This is a genomic window from Actinacidiphila acidipaludis, assembly GCF_019890725.1.
GTDB classification, from domain to species: domain Bacteria; phylum Actinomycetota; class Actinomycetes; order Streptomycetales; family Streptomycetaceae; genus Actinacidiphila; species Actinacidiphila acidipaludis.
In genome coordinates this window covers 23,740-50,044 of sequence record NZ_JAINZZ010000026.1, presented here as the reverse complement: position 1 = coordinate 50,044, position 26,305 = coordinate 23,740, and the positions used below count along the sequence as shown (strand labels likewise).

22 protein-coding genes and 1 pseudogene are annotated in these 26,305 nt (G+C 73.4%); 20 read left to right on the top strand and 3 right to left on the bottom strand.

The window, feature by feature from the left end; all coding sequences use genetic code 11:
• The first annotated feature begins 14 nt into the window (after window positions 1–14).
• The 7 genes from K7862_RS20730 (at window position 15) to K7862_RS20700 (ending at window position 8,000) form a co-directional block, all read left to right on the top strand.
• A complete protein-coding gene (locus K7862_RS20730) occupies window positions 15–1,037 on the top strand; it encodes a TolB-like translocation protein (RefSeq protein ID WP_222964672.1) in 1,023 nt (340 codons plus the stop codon).
• Window positions 1,038–1,205: 168 nt separating this feature from the next.
• Entirely contained in the window at window positions 1,206–2,903 is a 1,698-nt protein-coding gene (locus K7862_RS20725) for an IPT/TIG domain-containing protein (RefSeq protein ID WP_222964670.1), read from the top strand.
• 211 nt (window positions 2,904–3,114) lie between these two features.
• Window positions 3,115–3,540: a YunG family protein gene (locus K7862_RS20720; RefSeq protein ID WP_222964668.1), complete on the top strand. Its 426-nt coding sequence runs from the start codon at window positions 3,115–3,117 to the stop codon at window positions 3,538–3,540.
• 392 nt (window positions 3,541–3,932) lie between these two features.
• Window positions 3,933–4,982, top strand: a complete 1,050-nt coding sequence (locus tag K7862_RS20715; protein WP_222964666.1) for a family 2 encapsulin nanocompartment cargo protein terpene cyclase — start codon at window positions 3,933–3,935, stop codon at window positions 4,980–4,982.
• Between the two features lie 125 nt (window positions 4,983–5,107).
• Window positions 5,108–5,974 carry a geranyl diphosphate 2-C-methyltransferase gene (locus K7862_RS20710; protein ID WP_222964664.1) on the top strand — a complete coding sequence of 289 codons (867 nt, stop codon included), beginning with the start codon at window positions 5,108–5,110 and terminating at the stop codon, window positions 5,972–5,974.
• Between the two features lie 142 nt (window positions 5,975–6,116).
• On the top strand, window positions 6,117–7,034 hold the full coding sequence (locus K7862_RS20705) for a DUF6891 domain-containing protein (protein ID WP_222964756.1): 918 nt from the start codon (window positions 6,117–6,119) through the stop codon (window positions 7,032–7,034).
• A 201-nt stretch (window positions 7,035–7,235) separates the two neighbouring features.
• A complete protein-coding gene (locus tag K7862_RS20700; RefSeq protein ID WP_222964662.1) occupies window positions 7,236–8,000 on the top strand; it encodes an SDR family NAD(P)-dependent oxidoreductase in 765 nt (254 codons plus the stop codon).
• Here the strand turns inward: K7862_RS20700 and K7862_RS20695 are convergent.
• Entirely contained in the window at window positions 7,987–8,619 is a 633-nt protein-coding gene (locus K7862_RS20695; protein ID WP_222964660.1) for a TetR/AcrR family transcriptional regulator, read from the bottom strand. The genes K7862_RS20700 and K7862_RS20695 overlap by 14 nt on opposite strands.
• Window positions 8,620–8,762: 143 nt before the next feature.
• On the opposite strand from K7862_RS20695, the gene K7862_RS20690 reads away from it, so the two are divergent.
• Entirely contained in the window at window positions 8,763–9,620 is an 858-nt protein-coding gene (locus K7862_RS20690; protein WP_222964658.1) for an oxidoreductase, read from the top strand.
• Between the two features lie 39 nt (window positions 9,621–9,659).
• On the opposite strand, the gene K7862_RS20685 is transcribed toward K7862_RS20690, so the two are convergent.
• On the bottom strand, window positions 9,660–10,673 hold the full coding sequence (locus K7862_RS20685) for an RNA polymerase subunit sigma-70 (protein ID WP_308012090.1): 1,014 nt from the start codon (window positions 10,671–10,673) through the stop codon (window positions 9,660–9,662).
• Between the two features lie 154 nt (window positions 10,674–10,827).
• Here K7862_RS20685 and K7862_RS20680 point away from each other — a divergent pair, with 154 nt between their 5' ends.
• From K7862_RS20680 to K7862_RS20670, 3 genes are all read left to right on the top strand, one after another.
• The gene (locus K7862_RS20680) at window positions 10,828–11,127 is read left to right on the top strand and encodes a hypothetical protein (protein ID WP_222964656.1); all 300 of its coding nucleotides are present in this window, start codon (window positions 10,828–10,830) and stop codon (window positions 11,125–11,127) included.
• 29 nt (window positions 11,128–11,156) lie between these two features.
• On the top strand, window positions 11,157–12,623 hold the full coding sequence (locus tag K7862_RS20675; RefSeq protein WP_222964654.1) for an MFS transporter: 1,467 nt from the start codon (window positions 11,157–11,159) through the stop codon (window positions 12,621–12,623).
• A gap of 415 nt (window positions 12,624–13,038) precedes the next feature.
• Window positions 13,039–13,884, top strand: a complete 846-nt coding sequence (locus K7862_RS20670; RefSeq protein ID WP_372461605.1) for a GH25 family lysozyme — start codon at window positions 13,039–13,041, stop codon at window positions 13,882–13,884.
• Between the two features lie 146 nt (window positions 13,885–14,030).
• On the opposite strand, the gene K7862_RS20665 is transcribed toward K7862_RS20670, so the two are convergent.
• On the bottom strand, window positions 14,031–15,701 hold the full coding sequence (locus K7862_RS20665) for an RICIN domain-containing protein (RefSeq protein ID WP_222964652.1): 1,671 nt from the start codon (window positions 15,699–15,701) through the stop codon (window positions 14,031–14,033).
• Between the two features lie 337 nt (window positions 15,702–16,038).
• On the opposite strand from K7862_RS20665, the pseudogene thrS reads away from it, so the two are divergent.
• The 9 genes and pseudogenes from thrS to K7862_RS20620 all read left to right on the top strand — a co-directional run.
• Window positions 16,039–17,277: pseudogene (gene thrS, locus K7862_RS20660) on the top strand (threonine--tRNA ligase); the annotation flags it as partial.
• A gap of 126 nt (window positions 17,278–17,403) precedes the next feature.
• Entirely contained in the window at window positions 17,404–19,113 is a 1,710-nt protein-coding gene (locus K7862_RS20655; protein WP_222964648.1) for a hydrogenase maturation protein, read from the top strand.
• A 313-nt stretch (window positions 19,114–19,426) separates the two neighbouring features.
• Window positions 19,427–20,518 carry an NADH-quinone oxidoreductase subunit B family protein gene (locus K7862_RS20650; RefSeq protein ID WP_222964646.1) on the top strand — a complete coding sequence of 364 codons (1,092 nt, stop codon included), beginning with the start codon at window positions 19,427–19,429 and terminating at the stop codon, window positions 20,516–20,518.
• A gap of 56 nt (window positions 20,519–20,574) precedes the next feature.
• Window positions 20,575–22,356 (top strand): nickel-dependent hydrogenase large subunit, encoded by a 1,782-nt coding sequence (locus K7862_RS20645; RefSeq protein WP_222964644.1) that lies wholly within the window; start codon window positions 20,575–20,577, stop codon window positions 22,354–22,356.
• Window positions 22,356–22,910 carry a NifU-related iron-sulfur-binding protein gene (locus tag K7862_RS20640; protein ID WP_222964642.1) on the top strand — a complete coding sequence of 185 codons (555 nt, stop codon included), beginning with the start codon at window positions 22,356–22,358 and terminating at the stop codon, window positions 22,908–22,910. Before K7862_RS20645 ends, K7862_RS20640 begins: the two co-directional genes overlap by 1 nt.
• Entirely contained in the window at window positions 22,907–23,563 is a 657-nt protein-coding gene (locus tag K7862_RS20635; RefSeq protein ID WP_222964640.1) for a DUF5947 family protein, read from the top strand. The genes K7862_RS20640 and K7862_RS20635 overlap by 4 nt, the downstream gene beginning before the upstream one ends.
• Window positions 23,556–24,245, top strand: coding sequence for a DUF6084 family protein (locus K7862_RS20630; RefSeq protein ID WP_222964638.1), 690 nt, complete (start codon window positions 23,556–23,558; stop codon window positions 24,243–24,245). The genes K7862_RS20635 and K7862_RS20630 overlap by 8 nt, the downstream gene beginning before the upstream one ends.
• Window positions 24,242–25,726 (top strand): hypothetical protein, encoded by a 1,485-nt coding sequence (locus K7862_RS20625; RefSeq protein ID WP_222964636.1) that lies wholly within the window; start codon window positions 24,242–24,244, stop codon window positions 25,724–25,726. The genes K7862_RS20630 and K7862_RS20625 overlap by 4 nt, the downstream gene beginning before the upstream one ends.
• Entirely contained in the window at window positions 25,723–26,301 is a 579-nt protein-coding gene (locus tag K7862_RS20620) for a hydrogenase maturation protease (protein ID WP_308012088.1), read from the top strand. Before K7862_RS20625 ends, K7862_RS20620 begins: the two co-directional genes overlap by 4 nt.
• Window positions 26,302–26,305: the final 4 nt, after the last annotated feature.

The window sequence follows — 26,305 nt, the reverse complement described above, 5'->3', positions numbered from 1 at the left end:
TCTCCGAGGACTTCATGACGCCCAAGCACCGCCTGCTCGTACTCGCCGTGGCCGTCGTCCTGCTCGGTGCCCTCGGCGCCGGCTTCGTGCTGCACGCCGCGACCCGGGCGGACCACAAGAACGCCCCGCGGGCCGGCGGCCCGTCGGTGAGCGCCGGCCGGGTCCCGCTCACCGGCGCGCACCGGATCGCGTTCGTCAACGACGCCCCGGGTCCGCAGAACGCACAGGTCGCCACGGTCCCGGCCGGCGACACCGGCGGCGGCCGCACCGCCGCGGACCTGAAGTGCGCGCGCTTCTACGCCGCCGCGGGCACCGGTGTGTGCCTGCAGTCCGGGCTGGGCGTGGTGTCCCAGACCAACCGCGCGGTCATCGTCGACGCCTCCCTGCACACCGAACACACCTTCGCGCTGGCCGGCACTCCGAGCCGCGCCCGGGTCTCGCCCAGCGGCCGGTTCGCCGCGTGGACGGTCTTCGTCGGCGGCGAGTCCTACGGCGCGGCGTTCTTCTCCACCCGCACCTCGATCGTGGACACCCGGACCTGGCAACTCCTGCCGAACCTGGAGGAGTTCACCACCGTCCTGAACGGCAACAAGTACCACGCCGTGGACGACAACTTCTGGGGTGTCACCTTCGCCTCCGACGACGACACCTTCTACGCCACCCTCGGTACGGGCGGCCACACGTACCTGATGCGCGGATCGGTCGCCCGCCGTACGCTCACGTCCGTCGGCGTGCAGAACGTCGAATGCCCCTCCCTGTCCCCGGACGGGACGCGCATCGCCTACAAGAAGCGTGTGCTGAACGGCGCTTCGCTGTGGCACGAGTACGTCCTGGACCTGCGCACCCTGCACACCACGCCGCTCGCCGAGCACCACAGCGTCGACGACCAGGCGACCTGGCTCGACAACGACACGATCGCCTACGCCCTGCCGCACGAGGGCGACGTGAAGAGCACCGACCTGTGGTCGGTCCCGGCCGACGGCAGTGGCACTCCGCACCTGCTCATCCGCGACGCGTCCTCACCGGCGCCGCTGTGAACCCGACTGTGGGGCACCCCAGTTGAGGTCCAAACGCGATCTGCGTCACCGGACGGGCGCCGTGTCCCCGCCGGGCCGCCGTCGTTGTGGTGGGCGATCCCGTACCGCGCCGGTTCCGCTGGGTCCCACAGGGGCCCGCCGCCGCGGACGATCCGAGGGGGGCAATCGATGACCCGAACGACGGCTGCCGCGGCCGCGACCCAGCGCACCGCGACCGGCGGCACCGCCCGTACCCGCCGCAGACGGCAGGCGACCGCCGTCACCGCGGGCGCGGCCCTGGGCCTGGCCGGTCTGACCGGCCTGGCCGCGCCGCCGGTGCAGGCCCAGCCGGCCGGCACCACCACCGCGTACGTCGCCAACGCCGGTGACAACACCGTGTCCGCGGTGAACACCTCCGACGGCACGGTCACCGCGACCATCCCGGTGGGCTTCGGGCCGCAGGGTGTCGCGCCCGCGCCCGACGGAAACCGGGTCTACGTACCCGACATCGGCTCCAACACCGTGTCCGTGATCGACACCCGGACGGAGACGGTCGCCGCCACGATTCCGGTGTCCGCCAGTCCCACCGCCGCCGCCGTCACACCCGACGGCGCCCGCGTCTACGTCGCCGACCTCGGTGCCGCCGCCGTCTCCGTGATCGACACCGCCTCCGGGACGGTGATCGCGACCGTCCCCGTGGGCTCGGGCGCCGACGCGGTGGCCGTGTCGCCCGACGGCAGCCGGGTCTACGTGACCGCCAGCGGCGGCAGCCTGTCGGTGATCGACACCGCGACGAACACCGTCTCCGCGACCGTCCTCACCGGCACGTTCCCGATCGCGGTCGCGGTGGCGCCGGACGGCGCGCACGCCTATGTCGCGAACCTCGGCGACGGCAGCGTGTCCGTGATCGACACGGCCACGAACACGGTCGGCACCACCCTCCCGACGGGCGACGCACCCTACGCGCTGGCCGTCTCGCCGGACGGCGCGCACCTCTATGTGGCCGCGGCCGGCGCCCACAAGGTGTCCGTGCTCGACACGGCGACCGGCACCGTCACGGCGGCCGTCCCCGTCGACACCGACCCGCAGGCCCTCGCGCTGACCCCGGGCGGCGGCGTCCTCTACGTGACGGGCCCCAGCACCCCTGAGGCCGTCGCGATCGACACGGCGACCGACACGGTCACGGCCACCACCGCCGTCGGCCGCAACCCGTCCGGAGTCGGCGTGGCCCTGCTGCCGCTGCCCGCGCCGGTCGTCACCTCCGTGAGCCCCGCGGCCGGTCCGCCCGCCGGCGGCACCAAGGTCACCGTCGGCGGCAGCCACCTCAAGGACGCGACCTCGGTGACCTTCGGGCCGGGCAACCCCGGCACCGACGTGAGCTGCACCGACACCGCGTGCACCGCCGTCGCGCCCGCCGGCACCGCCGGCACGGTCGACGTCCGGGTGACCACCCCGGGCGGCACCAGCGCGATCACCGCCGCCGATCGCTTCACCTACGCGGCCGCCGACCTCGGCGTGAGCCTCGCCGCCGACCCCGACCCCGGGCTGCTCGGCGGCCGGATCACCTACACCCTGACCATCACCGACCACGGCCCGTCCGACCTGTCGGCCGCCACCGTGACGGCGGTGCTGCCCGCACCGATGCGCGCGACCTCGGGCGACTGCCAGACGGCCGGAACCACGGTGACCTGCCCGGTGGGCACGCTGGCGAGCGGCGCCACCACCACCCGCCGGTTCACCGTGCCGATCGGCCTGCTCGGCGTGGGCCTGCCCTACACCGTGACCGCGTCCCGCACCACCAGCACGCCCGTCGACCCGTCCGCCGCCGACGACAGGGCGAGCAGCACCTGCACGGTCGTGACGTCGCTGCTGATCAGCTGCCGTTGAGGCGTTGAGGCGTTGAGGCGTTGAGCGGTTGAGCGGTTGAGCGGTTGAGGCGTTGAGCGGCCGAGCCGATCCAGGGCTCGGGGCCGTCGAAGAGCACAGCGCAGCCGGCCTTTCCGACGGCGTACCGGGCGACCGCCCGGCCCCGCCGGAAGGCCGGCTGCCCGGCCCCGCCGGAAGGCCGGCTGTCAGTGGGGTGCGGCAGCCTGGCGGCATGATCCCCTGGACGCTGGCCGCCATCGACCGTGCGCTGCGCACGAGCTGGGCCGCCGACACCTGCTCGCCCGACGACGTCGACCGGGCGGCCTGGCACCCCGGCAACCCCGCCTGGGGCCACTGCGACATCACCGCGCTCGTCCTCAACGATCTGTTCGGCGGCGACCTGGTCGTGGGCGAGGTCCACGACGGGGGCGAGCGCGCCGGCCACCACTGGTGGAACCTGCTGCCCTCGGGCATCGAACTCGATCTGACGCGCGAGCAGTTCCGGCACGGCCAGGTCGTCAGCGCGGCCCGCACGGTCCGGCGCCCGCCCGGCCCGCTGCCGCGCAGGCACGCCGAGTACGTCCTGCTCCGCGAACGCGTCGCGACCCGGCTCGGCCCGCTCCCCGCACCCGCTGACGGCATCCCCGCACACCCCTGACCGATCGGGATCCGGGCGGCGCACGGGGGCGCGCGCCCCTCCGGATCTGCCTCAACCGGCAGGTTTGCGCCAGCGGGGCAAATTCTCCCCTCTTTCGTGCGATACCCGACAGGCGCCGTCGCTGGTTGGCTGTTCCTGCGAACGGCCGAACGGCTCGATGGCGGGCGGCCGTTGACGCAGCCTGTCCATGGGCGCCTGCGCGCCCTCCGCCGGGAGGAAAACGTGCTCTTACCGGAAGGCTCCACCGCCTCCGTCCCCGACCACCCCACCTTCGGCCCCGCCCCGGCTGCCCGACGGTGCCGGCCGGCGGGCGGCGGCCGTCCGCCGCGACGCGACCGGTACCGCCGGGACGGCCCGGACCGCCCGGCCGGGAGCACCGACAGGAGCGGCACATGAGTGCACCCCCCGACGCCGAGGCCCCGCGGCGCATGCCGGGACCGCCGTCCCTCGCGCGCGGCCCGCGACACGGCGCGATCCCCGGCCTGCGGTACCGGCCGGTCGCCCCCGCCGACCCGGACAAGGCCGAGGAGGTGGACCTCCGGCTGGAGGCCTGGGCGCGGGAGCTGGACCTGTTCCCGCCCGCGTGGAAGGGGGACTTCGCGGGATTCCAGTTCGGGCGCGCCGTGGTGCTCCAGCACCCGAACGCGGTCGACACCGAACGCCTGACCCTGGCCGGCAAGCTGCTCCTGGCCGAGAACCTCGTCGACAGCTGCTACTGCGAGGAGGACGAGGGCCGGGGCGGTTCCCACCGGGGGCTCGGCGGACCGCTGATCATGGCGCAGTCGGCGATCGACCCCTTCCACGGGACGCCCGAACTGGAGGCGGAGTGGGCGGCGGGCATGCAGGCCGACGGTCCGCTGCGCTCGTACCACTGGGCGATGAAGGACTACGCCGGCTTCGCGACGCCCAGCCAGACGGACCGGTTCGTGCACGACATCGCCCGGCTCCACCTTGGCTACCTCGCCGAGGCGGCCTGGGCGGAGACCCGCTACGCGCCGCGGGTGTGGGAGTACCTGGTCATGCGGCAGTTCAACAACTTCCGCCCCTGCCTGTCGATCGTCGACGCGGTCGACGGCTACGAACTGCCCGAGGCGGTCTACGCCCGCCCGGAGATCCAGCGGATCACCGCGCTGGCCTGCAACGCCACGACCATCGTCAACGACCTGTACTCCTTCACCAAGGAGATGGCGAGTGATCCCACCCACCTCAACCTGCCGCGGGTCGTGGCCGCCAACCGCGGCCGCGGGCTGAAGGCGGCGTACCTGGAGAGCGTCGAGATCCACAACCGGATCATGGAGGCCTTCGAGGAGGAGTCCGCCGCGCTGTCGGCGGCCGCACCGCTCGTCGAGCGCTACGCCCGGAGCCTGTCCGACTGGGTGGCCGGCAACCACGAGTGGCACGCCACCAACAGCCACCGCTACCACCTGCCCAACTACTGGTGACGGCCCACCGGACGGCGCCGGCCGCCGGCGCACCCGTGTCCGTCCCGGCATCGCGCCGCACTCAGAAAATCGCCGCACACCGGCAAGACCCGTACCACGAGCACTTCGAGGAGCCACCGTTGGCCATGCCCCAGTCCGCAATCACCGCGCCCGTTCCTGCGCAGTCCACCTACCAGAACCGCGTCGCGGAGTACTGGAACGCTGAGAGGAACCCGGTCAACCTCGAACTCGGCAGGATCGACGACCTGTACCACCATCACTACGGCATCGGAGACGCCCAGTGGTCGGTCCTCGACGAGACCGATCCGGACCGGCGGCGGGACCGGCTCACCGCGGAACTGCACCGGCTGGAGCACGCCCAGGCGGAACTGCTGGCCTCCCACCTCGGGCCGCTCGACAGCGGTGACCGGGTCTTCGACGCCGGGTGCGGGCGCGGCGGCGGCAGCGTCGTCGCCCATCTGCGCTACGGCTGCTCCGCGGACGGCGTGACGCTGTCCACCCAACAGGCGGAGTTCGCCAACGAGCAGGCCCGCGCCCGGGGGATCGACGCCAAGGTGCGGTACCACCACCGGAACATGCTGGACACCGGCTTCGCCACCGGCGCCTACGCGGCCTCGTGGAACAACGAGTCCACGATGTACGTCGAGCTCGACCTGCTGTTCGCCGAGCACGCGCGGCTGCTGCGCCGCGGCGGCCGCTACGTCGTGATCACCGGCTGCTACAACGACACCTACGGCCAGGCCTCACGTGAGGTCTCGCTGATCAACGCCCACTACATCTGCGACATCCACCCGCGCTCGGCGTACTTCCGGGCGATGGCCCGCAACCGCCTGGTGCCCGTCCACGTCGAGGACCTCACCCAGGCCACCATCCCGTACTGGGAACTGCGGAAGAAGGCGGAGCACCTGGTCACCGGCATCGAGGACACCTTCCTGACCGCCTACAAGAACGGCAGCTTCCAGTACCTGCTGATCGCCGCCGACCGCGTCTGACCCCGTAGTCCGCTCGCCCGCCGGCCGGCCACCACCCGGCCGGCGCGCGACCTGCCCGCCGCCACGGCGCCGCCTCTTCGCGGGGGTGGATCCGTGTCGCGCGCCGCGGCCGGTTGTCGGAGGCGTGTGCGAGATTCCTTCCCTGCTGAAGATCGTGGTGCGGACGGAGAACGACGAGCGGCATGTCCGTATGTCCGCGGAGGAGTTGGCCGAGCTGGTCGGGCGCATCGGCGGCGCCGGAGACCGTTTCCTGGTGCTGCAGCGCCTGCCCGATCTGCCCGACGTCTTCGCCCAGGTCTGGCACGAGGACGGCGGGCCGTACGAGGTGGAGCACCGTGACGGTTCCGCCGACCGGCACCTCGCGGCGGTGGCCGGCGAGCCCGATGCGGTCGCGGCGGCGCTGACCGGCTGGGCGCTGCAGCGCGAGGGGTGGGACACCGGACTCTCCTGGTCGGCGCTGGACCTCGTACCTGCTCCCGAGGCACCGCCCCTGGACCTCGGTGCGGATGACCGCGCGGAGCTGGAGAGGGCCGTGCGCGCGATGCTGGCCGGAGGGTACGCCTCCCGGGCCCGGCTCGCGGAGTTCGCCGAGGGGTACCTGGTCACCGCGGACCGGCGGCCCGTCTCGGCGCAGCAGGCCCGGGCCCTCGCCGACAGGCTGTGGGGTGAGCGTGTGGCCGAGGAGGCCGGCTGGGAGGGGGAGACCGATCCCGAACGGCTCACCCGCGCTTTCACCGCCCTGCAGGCTGCGGGCATCACCGCCCGGGAGAACTTCGCCTGCTGCCGCAGCTGCGGCCAGGCCGAGATCGGCGCCGAGGGAGCCCCCGACGCCCGCGGCTTCGTCTACTTCCACTCCCAGTGCACCGACTCCGCCGTGACCGGCCACGGACTGACCCTTCTCTACGGCGGGTTCGACGGTTCGGCCGGCACCACCGCCGGCATCGGGCACGAGGTGGTCGCCGCGCTGGCGGAGGCCGGCCTCCGCGCGGACTGGGACGGCGATCCCGCGCGGCCGATCACGGTGACCCCCCTCGACTGGCGGCGCCGCCTCAGCGGCTGATGCCGCCCGGTCGTCGGCCGGCACCCGGCCTCGACCCACCCGGCGGCCCCGGGTCCCGGGGCTCCGAGGACTGGACTTGTGGGTCCATTTTTTGCGGCGCACAGTGGCGGTGTGCCCCGTCGAAGGGGTGGCCGGAGCACCCTGCTCGCGCGTGTGACCTGGGGTGGAGCCCGGCCGATATCGCCGAGTCGAGGAGTTGACATGTCGACGCGCCTGGAAGGCAAGACCGCCCTGGTGACCGGGGCCACCAGCAACATCGGACGGGCGATCGCCGAGGCGTTCGCAGCCGAGGGGGCGCACGTCGTCGTCTCGGGACGCAGTGCGGAACGGGGGCGGGAGGTGGTCGAGGGCATCCGGGCCCGCGGCGGGCGCGCCGACTTCGTCGCCGCCGACCTGGACGGCAGCGCCGCCGCGTCGCAGGCCCTGGCCCGGGAGGCGACCGCGGCGCTCGGCGGCCGGATCGACGTCCTGGTGAACAACGCCGGCATCTACCCCGCGGACGTCACCGCCGCCACCGACGAGAAGACCTTCGACCGGGTCTACGCCGTCAACGTCAAGGCCCCCTTCTTCCTCACCGCGGCGGTCGCCCCGGCCATGGCCGAGGCCGGCTCCGGCGCGATCGTCAACCTGGGCTCGTGGATCGCGCGCCTGGGCATCCCGGTCGGCGCCCTCTACAGCTCCACCAAGGGCGCGATGGAGACCCTGACGCGCGCGTGGGCGGCGGAGTTCGGCCCGCAGGGCGTGCGGGTCAACGCGATCTCCCCGGGCGTGGTGCTGGCGCCGGTGCCCGGTGAGGAGCACCCGGCCGAGGCGATGATGAAGGGCACCCCGGCCGGGCGCATGGGCGACCCGCAGGACATCGCCGCCGCCGCGGTCTACCTCGCGGGCGACGACGCCCGGTTCGTCCACGGCATCGTGCTGGACGTCGACGGCGGCCGCACCACCGCGGCGGTCATCGCGGGCTGAGCGCCAGGCCCTCGCCTGTGCGGCGCAGATCGGCGATCCCCTGGTCGAGTGCGGCCCGCAGATGGTCCGACTCACCGGTCGACAGCAGGATCGAGACCCCGCCCTGGATACCGGCGAGCAGCGCGGCCGCCCGGGTGTCGACGTCGAGATCCGACGGCAGACGCCCGGCCGCCTGCTGCTCCCGCATCCCGGCGGCCAGGGCGTCCTGCCAGCGGCGCATCAGCTCGACGACGATCGCGCGGGCGCCCGGGGTCGCCCGGCCCACCTGGTGGAAGAGCGAGCCGAGCGGGCACTGGTCGCCCTGCTGCTCGTAGCGCGCGACCACCGCGTCCCGCCAGTGCTGCCAGGCCTCCCAGGAGTCCAGCCGGCCCAGGTACGGCTGCTGGTCCTCCAGGACCTGGTCCGCCTCGAACTGCGCGACCGCCAGCAGCAGTTCGTCCTTGCCGCCGGGGAAGTAGTGGAAGAGCTGGCTCTTGCTCGCGCGGGTGCGGGCCATCACGTCCTCCAGCGTGGCCGCCCCCACCCCCCGCTCCCGCAGGACGGCGGCCGCCCCCTCGACGATGCGCCCGCGCGTCGCCTTCCCCTTCGCCGTCAGCTTCGGCGTCGTCCCGTTCGGCACAGCGCCACCTCCGTCCCCGTCCGCCTCTTCGTCTGGACCGTGCAGTCCATTCTACCGTCTCGTCCCTGGCGGGGCCGAGCAGAGAGGGCCGGGCGCCCCGGACCCCGCGCGACGGGCGGACGGCTGACCTAGGGTTGCGCTTCATGACGACTGAACAGTGGGCGCTGGGCGGGGACTTGAAGGTCGCCCGCATCGGGTACGGCACGATGAAGCTGACGGGCTGGCCGCGCGGGGACCGGCCCGGCCGCGAGACGGCGCTGAAGGTGCTGCGCCGCGCCGTGGAGCTCGGGGTGAACCACATCGACACCTCGTACTACTACGCGCGCGACGGCGTCGCGGCCAACGACCTGATCCGCGAGGCCCTGCACCCCTACCCGGACGGCCTGGTGATCGTCACCAAGGTGGGGGCCCTCGTCGAAGGGCCCGACGTGGACCTGCCCGCCGAGCGGAAGGCCGGGCTGACCCCCGCCAACCTGCGCCGCGCGGTCGAGGCCAACCTGCGGTCGCTGGGCGTCGACCGCATCGACGTGGTGAACCTGCGCATGGGCGACCTGGGCCACGACGGCAGCTCCCTCGCCGCACCCCTGGAGGCCCTGTACGGACTGCAACAGGAGGGCCTGATCCGGCACTTGGGCATCTCCAACATCACAGCGGAGGAGTTCGCCCTGGCACGGACCGTCGCGCCGATCGCCTGCGTCCAGAACCTCTACAACCTGGCCCAGCGCGAGGACGATCCGCTGGTGGACGCCTGCGCCGAGGCCGGCATCGCCTATGTGCCGTACTTCCCGGTCGGCGGCTTCCGCCCGATCACCGCCGCGCGCCTGGACGCGGTGGCCGGCCGCCACGGCGTGACGGTGCCGCAGGTGGCGCTGGCCTGGCTGCTCGCGCGGTCCCCGAACATCCTGCCCATCCCCGGCACCGGATCCCCGGCCCACCTGGAGGAGAACGTCGCCGCGGCCTCCCTCCGGCTCACCGAGCAGGACCTCGCCGACCTCGGCTGACCCACCGCGCGACGGCCGCAGCTCCCGCGCGCGGCGGCCTCACCTCCCGGACGGGGCACGGCCGGCGGCGGTCCCGGCCGGGAGGAACGCCGGCAGCCCGAAGCGGCCGACGAGCGTTCCGTCGAGGAACACGGTGATCCGCGCGATCAGCCCGCCGCGCGGCTCGATCACCTGGATCCCGTGCGCGGCGAACGGCTCGCCGGCCGACGACCGCAGATAGGTCGCCAGCGCCGGGTAGCCGTTCGCCGACACCGTCAGGCCCCGGCACTCGTGCCGGAACACGCGCCGTGCGTGGTGGTCGGCCACGGCGGCGCGGCCGGTGAACCACACCGGGATCGGCGGCATCTCGTACGCCACGTCCGCCGCCAGGAGCCGGGCCAGTTCTGCGGTGTCCGAGGTCTCGAAGGCCCGCAGGTACCGGTCGAGCAGGCCGGCGTCGACGTCCGGGGTCGGGACCACCCGCTCCGGCTCCGGCGCGTCGGCGGCCAGCGTCGTACGGGCCCGCTGGAGCAGACTGCGCACCGAGATGACGGTCACGTCCAGCAGTCCGGCGACCTCGGCGGGGGTGTAACCCACCACGTCGACCAGCACCAGCGCCGCCCGCTGCCGCGCGGGCAGCCGCTGGAACGCGGCGATCAGAGCCAGTCGCGTGGTGTCGCGCAGCGCCACGATGGAGGCCGGATCGGTCTCGGGAGCGGTGAGTTCCGGCGTCGGGAAGGGCTCCAGCCACAGCACCTCCCCGTCCCGACGTGGGGCGGCCCCCTCGGAGTCCGAGGTGCCCGTGCCCAGCCCCGACGGCAGCACCCGGCGGTGGGTGCTGCCCAGGGCCGTCAGGCAGGTGTTGGTGGCGATGCGGTACAGCCAGGTGCGCAGCGACGCGCGGCCGTCGAAGCTCCCGTAGCCGCGCCAGGCCCGCAGCAGGGTCTCCTGGACCAGGTCCTCGGCGTCGTGCAGGGATCCGACCATGCGGTAGCAGTGGGCCAGCAGCTCCTGACGGTAGGGAACGGCCAGCTCGGCGAAGGGGCCGTCGAGCGCGGCAGCGGGAGGGGGCACCGGATCTCTCCTCGGAACGGGGGCGTCTGGACATAGGGACACCACGCGTGCCGGGAATTCACCGCAGCGCGCCGGACCTGGGCGACAGTTCCGTCGTGCCGCACGCTGTTCGGCCGGCCGGTGAATCGGCGGCCCCGCTTTTGTCAGTACCGGCATGAACACTTTCCACGTCATCCGGTACACCGTCCGCCCCGACGCCGTCGCCGAGAACTCCCGCCTGGTCGGCTCCGTCTACCGCGAACTCGCCGACCGGCGTCCCGCGGACTTCCGCTACGCCACCCTGCTCGTCGGCGGCGGTGCCTTCCTGCACCTCGCGGTCACCGAGGGCACCGGCCCCGCGCCGCTGCTCGCACTGCCCGCGTTCCAGGCGTTCCAGCGCGACCTGGGGGACCGCGTCACCGCGCCGCCGACCCGCGGCGACGCGGTGGTCGTCGGCAACTACGGGCTGCTGTGAGCACGGCCCCGCCGCACGAGAGGACTCCCATGAGCACCACCGGTACGCCCGCGCCCGCCCGTCGCACGGCCTGGACCGCGGTCCTGGCGTCGATCGGCGCCTTCGTCACCTCTCTCGACGTCGTGGTCGTCTCGACCGCGCTGCCGAAGTTCCAGACCCAGCTGCACGCCGGCCTGTCCGACCTCGAATGGACGCTCAACGCCTACAACCTGGCCTTCGCCTGCCTGATGCTCACCGGATCGGCACTCGGCGACCGGTTCGGCAAGAAACGCCTGTACGTCATCGGCCTGGCCGTGTTCGTGGCCGCGTCCGCGGCCTGCGCCCTGTCCGGCACCGTCGGAGAGCTGATCGCCGCCCGCACCGTCCAGGGCTGCGGGGCGGCCCTGGTCCTGCCGCTGTCGCTGAGCCTGATCAGCGACGCCTTCCCGCCCGGGAAGCGGGGTGCCGCGATCGGGATCTGGGGCGGCATCACGGGGCTCGGGGTCGCGGCGGGCCCGGTCGTCGGCGGGGTGATCCTGCAGTACTGCGCCTGGCAGTGGGTCTTCTGGATCAACGTGCCGGTCGGCGTCGTCACCCTGCTGCTGTGCCTCGTCAGGCTGACCGAGAGCCACGGCAACCGCCCCCAGCTCGACGTGCCCGGCGTGATTCTGGCGGCGGCCGCGCTGTTCGCCCTGACCTGGGCGCCGGTGCGCGCGCCGTCCGCCGGCTGGGGGAGCGCGGAGGTGCTGGGGTCGCTGGCCCTCGGCGCGGTTCTGCTGGCCGCGTTCCTGCTGTGGCAGCGCCGGGCGCGCCATCCGATGCTGCCGCTCGGCCACTTCCGCAACCGCGCGTTCTCCACCGCGAACGCCGTCGCGTTCCTGCTGTCCTTCTCGCTGATCGGCTCGCTGTTCATGGTCGCCCAGATGTTCCAGACCGGCCTCGGCCACGATCCGCTCCAGACCGGGGTACGGATGCTCGTCTGGAACGGCATGCCGATGATCGTCGCACCGGTCGCCGGCGGGCTGTCGGACCGGTTCGGCAACCGGCCGTTCATGATCGTCGGCATGCTGCTGCAGGGTGGCGGCCTGCTGTGGCTCGCCGAGGAGGCCGGGCCCGGCGTCGGCTTCGCCTCCCTGGTGCTGCCGCTGGTCGTCTCCGGCATCGGGATCTCGATGGTCTTCCCGACGGTGGCGGGCGCCGTCGTCGGGTCGGTGCCGGCCGGTGAGTCGGGCGTGGCGGCCGGCACCAACAACACGGTCCGGGAGTCGGGGGCCGTCTTCGGGGTGGCGGTGCTGGCGGCGGCCTTCGCCGCGCACGGCGGCTACGGCTCGCCCGCGTCGTTCATGCACGGGTTCCGGTACGCCGAAGTGGTCGCGGCGGTGGTCGCGTTCGCGGGGGCGCTCGTGGCGTGCCTGGCGCCGGGACGGCCGGGCGGCGGGGCCGCGACGGTCGGCGAGGGGCCCGGTGCGCGGGCGCCGCTGGCGAAGGACCGGGCGGGGGTGCGGGCCGTGCGCTGAGCCGGGCGGCTGCCCGGCCGGCCCGCGCGGGACACACATCCGTGCGGGCCGGTCGGGCGTGCGGGCCGGCGGCCCACCGCGAGCCGGCGCCGCCCGGCTGGGGGAGCGCCAACTGCCGTCCGTCGGACGGCAGTTCGGTTTTCAGCGCACTGAAAGTTTGACCGCGGCCCACGCCGTCGCCGCAGTTCGATGACCTGCGTAGTGGTCTGGACCACAGCGGCTTCTTGGGAACCCCTTTACGGCAGGGGGTTGTTCATGCGTCACTCTTGGCGCGTCCACACCAAACACACTCCGGGTGCACTTGCGCACCCGACGCTACGCGAGTAGATCCACGCGCTCGACCTTCATTGCGACGTCCCCACAACGCCCCAGGAGGCAAGCCTTGTTCTCTCGAATGCGCACCACCAAGGTGCTCATGGCGACCGGTGTCCTCGGCGCGAGCATCGCGCTGACCGCCACCATGACGGCGGGCACGGCCTTCGCCAAGCCGGTGCCGTCAGGCAACCCCATCCCGCTCGGTCAGGGATACGCCGGCGTCGGCTACCTCCAGGACGGCAAGAGCTTCAAGCCGGACAGCCGGCAGCTCGCGCTGAACACCCCGGACGTGGTGAGCCCGGACTTCGCGAGCAACCCCCCGCCCGGCATCGACGTGTCGCACTACCAGGGCTCGATCAACTGGTCGTCGGTGAAGTCCGCGGGCATCCAGTTCGCCTGGATCAAGGCCACCGAGGGCACCACGTACAAGGACCCGAACTTCAACGCGAACTACCTCAACGCCTACAACGCCAAGGTCATCAGGGGCGCCTACCACTTCGCCCGGCCCGACCTGTCCTCCGGAGCGGCGCAGGCCACCTACTTCGCGGGCAACGGCGGTGCCTGGTCCCGCGACAACCTGACGCTGCCCGGCATGCTCGACCTGGAGGGCGGCTGCTACAGCAAGTCGGCCTCGGCGATGCAGTCGTGGATCCTCGACTTCTACAACACGTACAAGGCCAAGACCGGCCGTGACGTCGTGATCTACACCAGCCCGAGCTGGTGGAACTCCTGCACCGGCGGCTGGAGCGGCATGTCCGCCCGCAGCCCGCTGTGGGTGGCGAACTGGACCTCCGCCGCCGACCCGACGATCCCGAACGGCTTCCCGTACGCCACGATCTGGCAGTACACCGACTCCGGTTCGGTGAACGGCGTGCCCGGTGCCGTCGACCGCGACCGTTTCAACGGCACCTCGGCCCGCCTGCTGGCGCTGGCCAACAACACCTGAGGTCCGTCCGACCGCCCCTGGGACGACCGGCGGCCCGGCCGCAGCCTCGCTGCGGCCGGGCCGTCCGGCGCGGGCCGTGCTCACCCCCGGCGGGGCCGGATCCCGACCCCCCGCCGGGGGTGCTCAGCCGCCCGCGCGGGGCACTCTCAGCGGACCTCCAGCTTCCAGATCTGCGGGGCGAGCTTGTTGCAGGTCCACTGCTGGACGTTGGCCCCCGGCGCGCTCGAACCGCCGGACACGTCGAGGCACAGGCCGCTTCCGGTGTTGCGGAACGTCCAGTAGCCGTCGCCCTGGTTGAGCGCCTGCCAGCGTTCCGCCACGGAGCCGTTGCAGGACTCCTGGTCGACGTTGGCGCCCGGCGCCGTGCCCGCGCCCGCCACGGCCACGCACAGGCCGGAGTTCTGCCCGGTGAGCGTGAAGTCGCCGGCCGCCGTCCGGGTGAACCGGAAGTTCTGCGGACCGAGGCCGTTGCACGTCCACTGCTGGATGTTGCCGCCCACCACGCGGGAATCCGCCGACACGTCCAGGCAGTCGCCGCTGATGACGTCGATCAGCCGGTAGGTGCTGCCCGAGGCCAGGCCCGCGCCCGTGGAGTCCTGGGTGCCCTGCGACGACCCGGTGGCGTAGAAGGGCCGGCACTGCGAGCCGACGTAGTCGGTGGCGATCTCCAGCAGCCGCGTGCCGTCGGTGCTCGGCAGCAGCGGGGAGCTGTAGTTGGGGCAGTAGCTGCCGTCGGGGGAGGGGACCGCGACCGGCGCGCCGATCGGGAACCAGTAGCCGTTGCCGTTCTCGGTGTTGACCAGAACAGTGCGCCCGCTGGTCGTCGCGAGGGCGCCGTTGGCCTCGCGGAACTGCTGCCCGACCAGCACCAGACGGCCGGCCGCGGTGCCGTTGGCGAGCCAGGCAACGGTGGGCGCGTGTGTGAAGTACTGCCCGGTCTCCGTGGTGATCATCGGGCCGATGTCGGTCGGCGGACCCCAGTCGGCGCCGTCGGACGAGGTGCGGTAGTGGGCGGCGCAGTCGTACTGGTTGCGGGTGCCGCACACCTCGTAGGTCATGTAGTAGCTGCCGTCGGCGCGTTGGACGACGCTCGCCATGCCGGGGCGCAGCGGCTGACTGGTCGGGGCGACCGTCGGGTAGACCGGCCCCCAGGTGCGGCCGTCGGAGGAGAACCGCTCTTCAAGGGACTGACTGTGCGCCCCGGGATTCGTCTCGTCGGAGTAGTGGCAGACCAGATCGCCCTCGGCGTCGACGGACAGCTCGGGCTCCCACAGCCCGCCGGTGTCGGGCGCGGTCTGGCAGGGCGGCAGTTGCGACCAGGTGACGCCGTGGTCCTGGCTCTGCCAGAGGTCGATCGCCATCCGCCGGTTGGACGGGGTCTGCCCGACGGACGCCGCCCACAGCAGGGTGCCGGGCGGCATCGCCCCGATCTGCCGGGGGAGTTCGAACAGCGTCGAGCAGCACAGGCCGTTGGCGGTCGCGGGGTCGTGGATGTCGCCGACCTCCTGGAAGGTGGCGCCGTTGTCGGTGCTCCGGTAGATGACACCGACGCCGCCCGCGGCGTCGAAGTCCACGACACTGGCCACCAGTTGGCCGTTGGCGCTGCCCGAGTGCGCCAGCCGGACCACCCGCGGGTACAGGCCGGTGCCGTTGCGCAGCGCGGTGCCGGTGGCGTCGGGGCGCACCGGGCCGGCGGCGGCCGGCGACGGCGGTGTGCGGCCGCTGGCCGGGCCGGCGGCGGCCAGGCCGCCGATCGACAGGAGGACGAGGGCCGCCAGGGCGGCGAACAGGCGGTGAAGAGCTGTGGGGGTACGCATCGAGGCCTTCCGCGGTGGGGGAACGAGGACGCGGTGTGCGCAAGGGTGGGCGGGGCACTCCTGCCTGCCTTGCAACGATGCAAAGCAGGCTGCGTCAGGCATGACAGCACAGCCGGGGCGGTGTGTCCATATCCCGGGTGTGATCGGTGTGCCGGATGGGGCGCCGGAAAAGCCGGTGCGGGCCGCACCGGGCCCTGTTAGCGTCGCCGCCATGAAGCGTGCCGCCATGACGACGACGCCGGAGTACGTCCCGGCGCGCTGACCTGTGTCTGTCCGAAGCCCCGGGGCGAGTGCCCCGGGGCTTCGCCGTGCGGTCACTCGCCCACCCCGTGAGGAGACCGCCATGCACGACCACCGCAGAATCGGCCGCGACCTGGACCTGTTCGGCACCGACCCGCTGATCGGCGCCGGACTGCCCTTCTGGCTCCCGGACGGCGCCACCGTCCGGCACGTCCTCGAGGAGTACGTCCGCGGCGCCGAACGCCGCGCCGGCTACCGGCACGTGTACTCGCCGGTGCTCGGCAAGCGCGAGCTGTACGAGATCTCCGGGCACTGGGACCACTACAGCGACGACATGTTCCCGCCGATGGAAGTCGGCGGCGAGCAGGTGGTGCTGCGGCCCAGCCTGTGCCCGCACCACGCCCTGATCTACCGCTCCCGCGGGCGCAGTTACCGCGAACTGCCCCTGCGCATCGCGGAACTGGGCGGGATGTACCGCTCGGAGCTGTCCGGCGTCCTCGGCGGGCTCACCCGGGTCCGGGCCATCCAGCTCAACGACGCGCACATCTTCTGCACCCTTGACCAGGTCGCCGACGAGGCGCACGCCGCACTGGAGATGATCCGCGACGCGTACGCGGCGCTCGGCATCACCGCGGCCCGCTACCGTCTCTCGCTGCCGGGACCCGGCGGCAAGTACGTGGCCGATCCGGAGAAGTGGCGGCGGGCCACCGCGCTCCTGACCGCCGTGCTCGACCGCTCCGGAGTCCCCTGCGAGGCGGCCGAGGGGGAGGCCGCGTTCTACGGTCCCAAGATCGACGTCCAGGTGAGCGACCAAGCGGGCCGGGAGTCCACCCTGTCCACCGTGCAAGTCGACTTCCACCAGCCGGAGCGGTTCGGCCTGCGGTACACCGGCGCGGACGGCGAACGGCACCGCCCGGTGATGGTCCACCGCAGCATCATCGGCAGCGTGGAGCGGGCCGTCGCCCAGCTGATCGAGGAGCACGGCGGCGCCTTCCCCGCCTGGCTCGCGCCGACCCAGCTGGTGGTCCTCCCGGTGTCCGACGCCGAACTCCCGGAGGCCGAGGCCCTCGCCCGCCGCTGTGCGGACGCCGGCCTGCGCGCCGAGGTCGCCGGAGCGGGGCAGGGCAGTCTCGGCGCCCGGATCCGGGACGCCCGGCTGGTGCCCTACCAGGCGGTGATCGGCGCGAGGGAGGCGGCCCGCGGACTCGTCGCGCTGCGGCTGCGGGACGGCCGGCGGCTGGACCCGCGGCCGGCCGGGGAGATCACCGACCGGATCCGCGCCCTGGTCGCCGCCCACCGAACCGCCCTGTGGGACCCGGCCGATGCGCCGTTCTAGTCCCGTCCACCTGAGCGATCGGGTGACGTGACCGCGAGGCTCCGGGGCCGCTGCCGGGCCCGGGGCCATGCTCGGTGGCTGTCGAGTTCAGCGCCCCCGCGGCGGGGGTCCGGGAGGAAGAACCAGGTGAAGATCCTTCTTGTCGCGACAGCGTTCAACAGCCTCACCCAGCGCGTGTTCACCGCCCTGCGGGACCGCGGCCACAGCGTCGGCGTCGAGTTGGCGCTCGGTGACGACCAGGTGCGGGAGGCCGTGCTGCGCGACGCGCCCGACCTCGTCGTCGCGCCGATGCTCACGTCCGCGATCCCGCGCGAGGTGTGGGAGGCGGTCACCTGCCTGGTCGTGCACCCCGGTCCGCTGGGCGACCGCGGGCCGTCGTCGCTGGACTGGGCGGTCCGCGACGGCGCCCGCAGCTGGGGGGTGACCGTCCTGCAGGCGGAGGCCGAGATGGACGCGGGCCCGGTGTGGGCGTCCGTGCCCTGCCCGCTGGCCGCCCGCGGCAAGAGCGACCTGTACCGCAACGAGATCGCCGACGCCGCCCTGGAGGCCGTGCTGCTGGCGGTCGCCCGGTTCGCGTCGGGCAGTCACACCCCCCGCTCGCAGGACGAACCGGAGGTGCGGGCGGCCGTCCGCACCCGGCCGCCGATGCGTCAGAGCGACCGGCGCATCCGCTGGGAGAGCGACCCGACCGAGACCGTGCTGCGCACCCTGCGCGCCGCCGACTCCCAACCGGGCGTGCTGGACGAGCTGTTGGGCGCGGAGTGGTTCCTGCACGGCGGGCACCGCGCGCACGGCCTGGGCGGCAGGCCGGGGGAGGTGGTGGCCACCCGGGCCGGCGCGATCTGCCGGGCGACCGCCGACGGCGCCGTGTGGATCCCCCAACTGCGCCCGCGCCGCCGGCCGGGCGGCCCGCGCACCTACGCGCTGCCCGCGGTCACCGCCCTCGGCGAGCGGCTCGCGGGTGTCCCCGAGGTACCCCCGCCCCCGCACTGGGGTCCGGGCCGCCGCGAGTGGAGCGACATCCGGTACCGCGAGATCGGCGCCACGGGGTTCCTGTCGTTCACGTTCCCCGGCGGGGCGATGAGCACCGGCCAGTGCCGCCGGCTGCTGGCCGCCTACCGCGAGGCGTGCGCCCGTCCGACCGCCGTCCTGGTGCTCGGCGGGGAGCGGGACTTCTTCTCCAACGGCATCCATCTCAACGTCATCGAGGCCGCGCCTGACCCGGCCGCCGAGTCCTGGGCCAACATCAACGCCATCGACGACCTCGTGCAGGCGGTGCTCACCACGACCGACCGGGTGGTGGTCGCCGCCGTGGGCGGCAACGCCGCGGCCGGCGGGGTCATGCTCGCGCTGGCCGCCGACGAGGTCTGGTGCAGGGCCGGCACGGTGCTCAACCCGCACTACCGGCTGATGGGCCTGTACGGCTCGGAGTTCTGGACGTACTCGCTGCCCCGCCGGGTGGGCGAGGGCGTCGCGACGGCGCTGACCGGGCAGGCCCTGCCGGTGAGCGCCGAACAGGGCGAGCGGATCGGACTGGTCGACCGGGTGCTGCCCACGCCCGCCGAGGGCTTCGCCCTCCAGGTGGTGGACCTGGCGACGCGCTGGGCGGCCACCGCCGGGGTGCAGGCCCGGATCGCCGCCAAGAAGGACGACCTGGACCGCCGGGAGCAGGCCAAGCCGCTGTCGGCCTACCGGGAGGAGGAGCTGGCGCGGATGCACGCGATCTTCTTCGACCCCGGGCACCCGTACCACGCGCTGCGGAGGGCCTTCGTGCACAAGGAGACTCCGGCCGCCACTCCGGAGCATCTGCGGGCCCTGGCCGCCGCGCGCGGCTGACCGCCGAGGGACCGGAAGCGCCGGAGCGCCGGAGCGCCGAACGCCGTACACGTACCGTCCGGACCGCCGGCCCGGGAGCCCGGGGCCGGCGGCCCGGAATCCCCCGTGCCGCCCGGCCGGACCCCGTGCCGCGCGGCCGGATCCGCGGTGCCCTCCGGTCGGCCTCACGCGCCGTGCGCGCGGCTCCCCGGTCGGCCCTGTCCCGCTCACCCCGATGGTCGCCTTCCACGTCGTGTGACGGCGCGGCGCACGGTACGCAGGAACCGGACGCCGTTTTCTGGCGTATGTCGATCACTGCACCCAGGAGGCATCGATGGCGGATGCGAACTCGGCCACGCAGTCCGGCGCCGTCGGTGGCCCGGGTAGCGCGGCCGACGACCAGGACCCGATCCACATCCTCTGGATCAACGCCGGGCTCAGCTGCGACGGGGACTCCGTCTCGCTGACCGCGGCGACACTGCCCAGCATCGAGGAGATCGCGCTGCAGGGCCTGCCCGGCCTGCCCAAGATCCAAGTCCACTGGCCGCTGATCGACTTCGAGTGCGGGCCGGTGCAGGGCGCCGACGCCTTCATCGAGTGGTTCTTCAAGGCCGAGCGCGGCGAGATCGACCCGTTCGTGCTGGTCGTCGAGGGCTCGATCCCGAACGAGGCGATCAAGGCCGAGGGCTACTGGTGCGGCTTCGGCGACAACCCGGAGACCGGCCAGCCGATCACCACCAGCGAGTGGATCGACCGGCTCGCCCCCAAGGCCCTGGCCGTCGTCGCCATCGGCACCTGCGCCACCTACGGCGGCATCCACGCCATGGAGGGCAACCCCACCGGCGCCATGGGCGTGCCCGACTACCTCGGCTGGGACTGGAAGTCCTCGGCGGGCATCCCGATCGTCTGCGTGCCGGGCTGCCCGATCCAGCCGGACAACTTCGCCGAGACCCTGACGTACCTGCTGTACCAGGCCGCCGGGTCCGCCCCGATGATCCCGCTGGACGACAAGCTGCGGCCGACCTGGCTGTTCGGCGCCACCGTCCACGAGGGCTGCGACCGGGCCGGCTACTACGAGCAGGGCGACTTCGCCACCACCTACGACTCGCCCAAGTGCCTGGTGAAGCTGGGCTGCTGGGGACCGGTGGTGAAGTGCAATGTGCCCAAGCGCGGCTGGATGGACGGCATCGGCGGCTGCCCCAACGTCGGCGGCATCTGCATCGCCTGCACCATGCCCGGCTTCCCCGACATGTTCATGCCGTTCATGGACGAGCCGCCCGGTGCCCGGATCTCCAGCACCGCCAGCGGCCTGTACGGAACGGTGATCCGCAGGCTGCGCGGCATCACCGCGAAGACGGTCGACCAGGAGCCCAAGTGGCGCCACACCGGCCGCGAACTGACCACCGGTTACAGCAAGCCCTGGTGACCCAGCCCCGCTGACACCCCCCACCACCCCACACGACGAAGGGCACGGCACTGACGATGGCACCCACGCCCACGGCCGCGGCAGACGGCAGCGGCCTGATGGAGATGTCCTGGGACCCGATCACCCGGATCGTGGGCAGCCTCGGCATCCACACGAAGATCGACTTCAAGCAGAAGCGGGTCGCCGAGTGCTACAGCACCTCGTCGGTCTTCCGCGGCTACAGCGTCTTCATGCGCGGCAAGGACCCGCGCGACGCGCACTTCATCACCAGCCGCATCTGCGGCATCTGCGGCGACAACCACGCCACCTGTTCGGTGTACGCGCAGAACATGGCGTACGGCGTGAAGCCGCCGCACCTCGGCGAGTGGGTGATCAACCTCGGCGAGGCCGCAGAGTACATGTTCGACCACAACATCTTCCAGGAGAACCTGGTCGGGGTCGACTACTGCGAGAAGATGGTCCGCGAGACCAACCCCGGCGTCCTCGAGCAGGCCGAGCGCACCGAGGCGCCGCACGCCGCCGAGCACGGCTACAAGACGATCGCCGACATCATGCGCTCGCTCAACCCGCTGGAGGGCGAGTTCTACCGCGAGGCGCTCCAGGTGAGCCGCTACACGCGGGAGATGTTCTGCCTGATGGAGGGGCGCCATGTGCACCCGTCCACGCTGTACGCGGGCGGCGTCGGCACGGTCGCCTCGGTCCAGCTGCTCACCGACTACCTGACCCGGCTCATGCGCTACGTGGAGTTCATGAAGCGCGTGGTGCCGCTGCACGACGACCTCTTCGACTTCTTCTACCAGGCCCTGCCCGGCTACGAGGAGGTCGGGCGCCGGCGGGTGCTGCTGGGCTGCTGGGGCGCGCTCAACGACCCCGAGCACTGCGACTTCACCTACCGCAACATGACCGACTGGGGACGGAAGATGTTCGTCACCCCGGGCGTCATCGTGGACGGGAAGCTGGTCACCAACGACCTGACGCAGATCAACCTCGGCATCCGCATCCTGCTCGGCAGCTCGTACTACGAGGACTGGGAGGGGCAGGAGCAGTTCGTCACCCGCGACCCGCTCGGCAACCCGGTGGACCCCCGGCACCCGTGGAACCAGCACACCATCCCGGCGCCGCAGAAGCGGGACTTCGACGACAAGTACAGCTGGGTCATGTCCCCCCGCTGGTTCGACGGCAAGGACCACCTCGCGCTGGACACCGGTGGCGGCCCGATCGCCCGTCTGTGGTCGACCGCGCTGTCCGGCCTGGTCGACTTCGGCTACGTCAAGGCCACCGGCCACAGCGTCGTCATCAACCTGCCGCGGTCGCTCACCAAGCCGGAGACCACCTTCGAGTGGAAGATCCCGCAGTGGAGCAACGCCCTGGAGCGCAACCGGGCCCGCACGTACTTCCAGGCCTACGCGGCCGCCTGCGCCCTGCACTTCACCGAGCAGGCGCTCGCCGAGGTGCGCGCCGGACGCACCCAGACCTGGGAGAAGTTCGAGGTGCCGGACGAGAGCATCGGCTGCGGCTTCACCGAGGCGGTGCGCGGCGTGCTCTCGCACCACATGGTCATCCGGGACGGCAAGATCGCCAACTACCACCCGTACCCGCCCACCCCGTGGAACGCCAGCGTCCGCGACAGCTACGGCACGCCCGGCCCCTACGAGGACGCGGTGCAGAACACCCCCATCTTCGAGGAGAACTCTCCGGAGAACTTCAAGGGCATCGACATCATGCGGGCGGTGCGCAGTTTTGACCCGTGCCTGCCGTGCGGTGTGCACATGTACGTGGGCGGCGGCAAGACCGTGGAGAAGATGCACGTGCCGACCGGCCTGAGCGGCCTGGCCTGATGGCGGCACCGGACACCAGGAAGGCCAGGCCCGCGGAGGCCACCGCCCGCCGCGTCGAGGAGCTCCTGGAGCACCTCGCCGCCCACGGCGACCCGGCGGTGGCCCGCACCGCGGAGGACCTGGTCGGCGCGTTGATGGAGTTCTACGGCAGCGGCCTGGCCCGGATGGTCGCGCTCCTGTCCGGCCGCAGCGGCGGACCGCTCGAAGCCCTGCTGGACGACGAGATGTCCGCCGGGCTGCTGGTGCTGCACGACCTGCACCCCGACGACACCGCCCGGCGCGTCCAGCGGGCGCTGCGAGCGGCCGAGGCCTCCGCCACGGAGGTGACCGCGCTCGACGCCGACGCCGGTCTGCTGCGGCTGCGGCAGGAGGCCGGGAGCGGCTGCGGCTGCGGCTCCGGCCCGGCCCGCGAACGGATCGAGGACGCCCTCGCCTGCTTCGCCCCCGAGATCACCTCCGTCACGTTCGAGGAGCCGGAGGCGGCCGACCGGGAACCCGTCCTGCTGCAGATCGGCACCCGCCCGCCGGGGGCGCGTCCCGCGGACACCCGGTGAGCGCGCTCGGCGCCGCGCCCGGCCTGCGCAGATACCTCGTCCCCCGGTCGGCCACCGCGGACGAGCGGTGCGAGCTGTGCTCGACCGGGCTCGGCCCCGAGCACCGGCACCTGGTCGACGTCGAGCGGCGGTCGCTGGCCTGCGCGTGCCTGGCCTGCGCCATACTGTTCGACCGCCCCGGCGCGGGCGGCGGCCGCTTCCGCACCATCCCGGACCGCTACCTCGCGGACCCGGCGTGGCGGACCGACCCCGTCGCGTGGCACGCCCTGGGGATCCCGGTGGACATGGCGTTCTTCTTCCGCAACTCCCGGCTCGGACGGGTGGTGGCCCTCTACCCGAGCCCGGCCGGCGCGACCGAGAACGAGATCGAACCCGCCGCCTGGGAGGCCGCGTTCGGCGCCTCGGCGCTCGCCCGGGCGATGGAGGACGACGTGGAGGCGCTGCTGGTGCGGCGCCAGGACGCCCGCGGCACCTGCCACCTGGTTCCGGTCGACGTGGCCTACCAGCTCGTCGGCCGGCTCCGGCTGCACTGGCAGGGCTTCGACGGCGGCACCCGCGTGCGCACCGAGGTCGCCGCGTTCTTCGACGACGTGCACCGCAGAGCGGTGGTGGTACCGGCGATGGCCGGCGAGGGAGGGAACGTCCTTGACTAGCTTCGACTTCGCGTGCACGGGGGTGCGGGCCGACGCCTACGCCGCCGGCCCCACCCTGGTCTTCCGGCTGCGCATCACCGCGCCCGGTGACCAGCCCGTGCACGCCATGGCCCTGCGCTGCCAGATCCGCATCGAACCGGCCCTGCGCCGCTACGACGACACCGAGGCCGAGGCGCTGGGCGACCTGTTCGGTGAACGGTCACGGTGGGGCCGCACGCTGAACCCCCTGCAGTTCGCCCATGTCTCCCTGGTCTGCCCGGGCTTCACCGGCCAGACGGAGGTGGACGTGCCGGTGCCCTGCACCTACGACATGGACATCGCGGCCACCAAGTACTTCGAGGCCCTGGAGGACGGCGAGGCGCCGCTGCTGATGCTGTTCTCCGGGATCGCGTTCCGCGGCCCCGGCGGCTTCCAGGTGGAACCCGTCCCCTGGGACAAGGAGGCGCCGGTACGCCTGCCGGTCACCGTGTGGCGGGAGATGATGGACCAGCACTTCCCCGGCTGCGGCTGGATCCGCCTGCCGCGCGACGCGATGGAGTCCCTGCGGGCCTTCCGCTCCCGGCGCGCCCTGCCGAGCTGGCAGGAGACCGTGGACGTCCTGCTGCGGGCGGCGGAGGACGCGCCGCCGCACAGCGCCTCCGGCGCGGCCACCGTCCCCGCGGCGGAGGTGGCGGCCCCGTGACGTCCGTCGCCGCGCCCGCCGCGGCCCCCCGTTTCGGCACCGCCCGCGCGGTGGCCGACGTCGTGCTCTTCGAGGGCTATGTGCTCTACCCCTACCGGGCGTCCGCGGCCAAGAACCGGCTGCGCTGGCAGTTCGGCGTGCTGGTGCCGCCGGCCTGGGGCGACCGCAACGGCGAGCACAGCGCCATGCGCACCGAGGTCCTGATGGAACCGCGGGGCGACTCCCCGCTGCACGCCGAGGTCCGCTTCCTGCGCGCCCAGCGGCGGACCGTCGAACGCGCCCTGCCCGGCGGCGGGTTCGAGCCCGCCGATGCGCTGGACCTGCCCGACCGGGTGCTGGTCCCCTGGGACGAGGGCGTGGTGGAGACCGCCGAGGTCACCGTGAACGTCGCCCGGCTGCTCGGCGGCGCCGGCGAGGACGGCGAGGTGGGTCCGGGCGAGGACGCCGACGGGCCCGCCGGGCGGGAGTTCGTGCTGCCGTTCAGCTGCGCCGCCGGCGAGGACACCGAGGAGGTGCGGGACGCCGCCGGCACCGTCGTCGGCCGGCTCGTGCGGCGGCGCGAACGGGTCGAGGGCGAGCTGCGCCTGTCGGCGGCCGAACTCCCCGGCCCCTACCGGGTGGTGCGGCTGACCGCCGTGGTCGAGAACACCGGCGGCTGGCGGCCGCCGGACGGCGGCCCGGCCGACCGCGAGGCTGCCCTGCCGCACGCGCTGGTCTCCGCCCACCTGATGCTCGCGCTCGGCTCCGGCGCCTTCCTGTCGATGACGGACCCGCCGGAATGGGCGCGCCCGGCCGTCGCCGAGTGCCGCAACGAGCAGACCTGGCCGGTCCTGGCCGGCCCCGACCGCGGCGACGACGTGGTGCTCTCGCTGCCCATCGTGCTGGAGGACCACCCGCACATCGCGCCGGAGAGCCCGGGCGCGCTCTACGACGCCACCGAGATCGACGAGATCCTCGCCCTGCGCACGGCCGCCCTCACCGACCAGGAGAAGCGGGAGGCCCGCGGCACCGACGAGCGCGCCGGAGCCGTGATCGACCTGGCCGACTCGATGCCGCCCGAGGTCCTGGAACGCCTGCACGGCGCCGTCCGCTCGCTGCGCGAGGTCACCGGCCCGCCGGTCCTCAGCACGCCGGGCGAGGACACCGGCCTGCCGCAACTGCTGCGGCCCGACACCCCCTGGTGGGACCCCGCGGCCGACCGCAGCGTCGACCCCGAACGCGACCGCGTCCTCGTCGACGGCGTGTCCGTCGGCGCCGGCAGCCGCGTCCGGCTGCGCCCCGGCAAGCGCCGCACCGACGCGCAGGACATCTTCGTGCACGGCCGCACCGCGCTGGTGGAGGCGGTGCTGCACGACGTCGACGGCGGCGTGCACGTGGCGGTCACCGTCGACGGCGACCCAGGGGCCGAACTGCGCCGCCTCCAGGGCAGGTTCCTGTACTACCAGCCCGACGAGCTGACACCCGTGGAGGACGGCGCGTGAACGGCGGCAGCACGGACGCCGCCGGACGGCGTCCGCCCGCGGACGGCACCGGCCGGGTGCTCGTCGCCGGCCTGGGCAACATCTTCGTCGGCGACGACGGCTTCGGCGTGGAGGCCGTGCAGCGGCTGGCCCGCCGCCCGCTGCCGCCCGGGGTCGAGACCGCCGACATCGGCGTGCGCGGCGTGCACCTGGCCTACCAGCTCCTCGACGGGTACGACACCGTCGTGCTGCTGGACGCCACCGCCCGCGGCGGCGTGCCCGGCACGGTCTACCGGATCGACGGGGCCGAGGCCGCCCACGCCGGCGGCGACGTGCTCATCGACGGCCACCGCATGACGCCGGACGCCGTGCTGGCGCTGCTGGACACCCTCAGCGCCGGGACCGGCGGCACCCGGCCCCGCCGGGTGGTGGTCGTCGGCTGCGAGCCGGCCGTGCTGGAGGAGGGCATCGGGCTCAGCCCCGTCGTCGAGGCGTCGGTCGACCGGGCCGTGGAAGCGGTCCTCGACCTGCTCGGCGCCCCCGCCGGCAGCGGGGACGGCCGGGCCCCGGCCGGCGCGGACCAGGCGAGGAGGTGATCTC

Bases quoted from the DNA above. Each gene is read 5' to 3' on its own strand.
- K7862_RS20715 (WP_222964666.1), top strand. From the start codon at position 3,933: ATGAGTGCACCCCCCGACGCCGAGGCCCCGCGGCGCATGCCGGGACCG.
- K7862_RS20645 (WP_222964644.1), top strand. From the start codon at position 20,575: ATGGCACCCACGCCCACGGCCGCGGCAGACGGCAGCGGCCTGATGGAG.
- K7862_RS20730 (WP_222964672.1), top strand. From the start codon at position 15: ATGACGCCCAAGCACCGCCTGCTCGTACTCGCCGTGGCCGTCGTCCTG.
- K7862_RS20665 (WP_222964652.1), bottom strand. From the start codon at position 15,701: ATGCGTACCCCCACAGCTCTTCACCGCCTGTTCGCCGCCCTGGCGGCC.
- K7862_RS20720 (WP_222964668.1), top strand. From the start codon at position 3,115: ATGATCCCCTGGACGCTGGCCGCCATCGACCGTGCGCTGCGCACGAGC.
- K7862_RS20670 (WP_372461605.1), top strand. From the start codon at position 13,039: ATGGCGACCGGTGTCCTCGGCGCGAGCATCGCGCTGACCGCCACCATG.
- K7862_RS20650 (WP_222964646.1), top strand. From the start codon at position 19,427: ATGGCGGATGCGAACTCGGCCACGCAGTCCGGCGCCGTCGGTGGCCCG.
- K7862_RS20700 (WP_222964662.1), top strand. From the start codon at position 7,236: ATGTCGACGCGCCTGGAAGGCAAGACCGCCCTGGTGACCGGGGCCACC.
- K7862_RS20640 (WP_222964642.1), top strand. From the start codon at position 22,356: ATGGCGGCACCGGACACCAGGAAGGCCAGGCCCGCGGAGGCCACCGCC.
- K7862_RS20725 (WP_222964670.1), top strand. From the start codon at position 1,206: ATGACCCGAACGACGGCTGCCGCGGCCGCGACCCAGCGCACCGCGACC.
- K7862_RS20690 (WP_222964658.1), top strand. From the start codon at position 8,763: ATGACGACTGAACAGTGGGCGCTGGGCGGGGACTTGAAGGTCGCCCGC.
- K7862_RS20710 (WP_222964664.1), top strand. From the start codon at position 5,108: ATGCCCCAGTCCGCAATCACCGCGCCCGTTCCTGCGCAGTCCACCTAC.
- K7862_RS20680 (WP_222964656.1), top strand. From the start codon at position 10,828: ATGAACACTTTCCACGTCATCCGGTACACCGTCCGCCCCGACGCCGTC.
- K7862_RS20675 (WP_222964654.1), top strand. From the start codon at position 11,157: ATGAGCACCACCGGTACGCCCGCGCCCGCCCGTCGCACGGCCTGGACC.